Here is a 2,687-nt window from a genome sequence, read left to right as displayed (position 1 = left end):
CCGACAGCGGTAGTGGATCCCCCCGTTCGATGCTGGGGAGAGTCAGGGACGCGGCGGCGGCGTCGGGGCGCCGCGCGGCGGGGCGAGCTTGCGCGTTCGCGGGATCGTCGACGTCGTCGCGCCGCCGGCCTCGGCGGCTTCGCCGGCCCCCTCCGCTGCGGCCGCTCCGGCCGGGCGTGCCCGATGCGGAGAGGGGTCCCAGCCGCGGTCGACCACGCGGCGCTGCATCAGGATCGCCGCGCCGAGTATGAGCAGTCCGATCAGGGCGATGACCACCAGCCCGGCGACGGTGCCCAGCTGGGCGCCGTAGCCGATGAGCAGGCCGAACCAGCCGAAGTCGGTGTCGCCGAAGGTGGTGTTCAGGTCGCCCATGTCGCCGAGCACGCCGAGCAGCAGGGCCGGCAGGAAGGTGATCATCAGCCCGTTGACGAACCCGCCGGCGACCGCGCCGCGCCGCCCGCCGGTGGCGTTGCCGTAGACGCCGGCGGCGCCGCCGGTGAAGAAGTGCGGCACCAGGCCGGGCAGGATGAGCGCCAGCCCGAGGACCGGATTGAGCCACAGCGAGAGTGCGGCCAGGCCGAGCAGACCGCCGACGAAGCTGGAGAGGAAGCCGACCAGCACCGCGTTCTGCGCGTACGGGAAGACGATCGGGGCGTCCAGCGCCGGGATCGCGCCGGGGACCAGCTTCGCGGCGATGCCCTGGAACGCCGGCACGATCTCGCCGAGGATGGTGCGCACGCCGAAGAGGATCACCGCCACGGCGATGCCGAACTGCAGCCCCTGGGTGACCGACTGCATCAGGAAGTTGCCCGGCCCGGAGGCTCCGTCATCGAAGGCCGAGTATGCGGCCTCTCCCTCGCGGGCCAGCGAGATCAGCGCGACGGCGACGTACATCAGCACCATCGACAACGCGGTGGCGACCATCGAGTCGCGCAGGAAGCGCAGCGACTCCGGCAGCCGCAGCTCCTCGGTGGAGCGGCTGGAGCGGCCTCCGACGGCGCGGCCGACCGCGCCGGCGGCCACGTAGCCGGCGGTGCCGAAGTGCCCGATGGCCACGCTGTCGTCGCCGGTGATGCGCCGGGTCCACGGGTGCGCCAGCGCCGGCAGCGAGACCATCAGGATGCCCAGCAGGATCCCGCCGAGGACCACGGTCACCGTGCCGGAGAAGCCGGCGGTCGCCAGCACGATGGTCAGCAGCGTGGCCATGAAGAGGATGTGGTGTCCGGTGAGGAAGACATAGCGCAGCGGGGTGAAGCGCGCCAGCACCAGCGAGATCGCGAAGCCCAGGATCATCAGCCAGGCCACCTGCGCGCCGTGCTCCTCCTGGGCGATGCCGACGATCGCCTCGTTGGTCGGGATCACTCCCTGGGCTCCGGTGGCGCCGCGGATCATCGATCCCAGCGGATCCAGCGAAGCGGTGACCAGCGTGGCTCCGGCGCCGATGAGCAGGAAGCCCAGCGTGGCCTTCAGTCCGCCGCCCACCACCTGGCCGGTCGGCCGGCGCAGGGCGATGAGCCCGACGGCGGTGATCAGGCCGATGAGGAAGGCCGGGACGCTGAGGATCTCGTTGACGAGGAACTCGGCGAGGGCGACGAGCCAGTCCATGGTGTGCGACTCCTGGAACGTGAGCTGGAGGGCGTGCAGGGCGAGTGGGACGAACAGGACGAGCTGGGGCTCGGGCGTCGGGTCAGACGTCGTAGAGGTCGCGCAGCGCGGCGTCGAGCTCGATGGTGCTGGTGAAGTTCTCCACCACGCGGATCGGCACGTCGACGTCGCCGAGCGTCTTGGCGATCTCCCCGGAGGTCAGGATGGCCGTCGCCTCCGAGGAGCGGCCGCGTGCAGAGATGGTGTCGGTGGCCTCGACGATGACGAAGGGCGCCCAGCGCCAGGTGTCGAGCACCTGCTCGAGCGTGTTCTTCAGGAACAGCGAGGTGCCCAGGCCGTTGCCGCAGACCGTCAGGATCAGATGCCGGTCGGTCGCCGTCGAGCCGTCGGCGGCGGCCTCCTCGGGCCCGTCCGTCGCGGCCTCGGCCGAGGCCTCCGGCCGTTCGGCGGCGGTCAGCAGCCCGCGCAGCCGCCGCGGCGAATCGGCGGCCTCCAGCTCCTCCCGGCGGCGCGGATCGGCGAGCAGTCGGGCCAGCCGGGCCATCGTGCGGGTGTGGGAGACGTCGTCGTCGGCGGCCAGGCCGACCACCAGACCGACCGGATCATGACTGCTGTGGCCGAAGGGCACCGGCTCGGCCAGCCGCACCCAGGACAGTCCGGTGCGCGCCACGCCTGCGGTCGGTCGGGCGTGGGCCAGGGCGAACCCCGGGGCGACGACGATGTAGGGGCCGTGTTCCTCGACCACCTGCCGCATGGCCGCGGTGTAGTCGTCGTCGGCGACGCCGGCGGCGACCAGCAGCCGGCCCGCCTCGTCGACGGCCTCGCGCCAGTCGGCGGCGACGACGTCGAGGGCGATCGACTCCTCGGCCAGCAGGGCGGCCGGCGAGTCGGTCTGCCCGTCGGGGCGCTGATCGTCGGGCTGGTGTGCGGTGGATGACGCCATGGAGGGAACCGTAGCACCGGCTGACAGGTCCACGGCACCATGGTTCACTGGGTGCCATGGAGATTCGGCACATCCGCGTCACCGGCACGGTCCAGGGGGTCTTCTACCGCGCCTCGGCCCAGTCGCGGCGGTCCAGCGT

The 2,687-nt window shown here is 72.3% G+C and carries 2 protein-coding genes; both read right to left on the bottom strand.

Going from position 1 to position 2,687, the window contains the following annotated elements:
* Window positions 1–42: 42 nt before the first annotated feature.
* Complete coding sequence (locus tag GU5_RS0102975; RefSeq protein ID WP_010524095.1) at window positions 43–1,605, bottom strand: PTS ascorbate transporter subunit IIC; 1,563 nt, start codon at window positions 1,603–1,605, stop codon at window positions 43–45.
* A gap of 82 nt (window positions 1,606–1,687) precedes the next feature.
* Window positions 1,688–2,548: a PTS sugar transporter subunit IIA gene (locus GU5_RS0102970; RefSeq protein ID WP_010524094.1), complete on the bottom strand. Its 861-nt coding sequence runs from the start codon at window positions 2,546–2,548 to the stop codon at window positions 1,688–1,690.
* Window positions 2,549–2,687 lie beyond the last annotated feature (139 nt).

Origin of the sequence: Nesterenkonia sp. F (assembly GCF_000220985.1) — a bacterium.
Classification (GTDB): domain Bacteria; phylum Actinomycetota; class Actinomycetes; order Actinomycetales; family Micrococcaceae; genus Nesterenkonia.
Note: the sequence above shows the minus strand (reverse complement) of the source record. Positions and strands in the feature narration are given on the sequence as shown.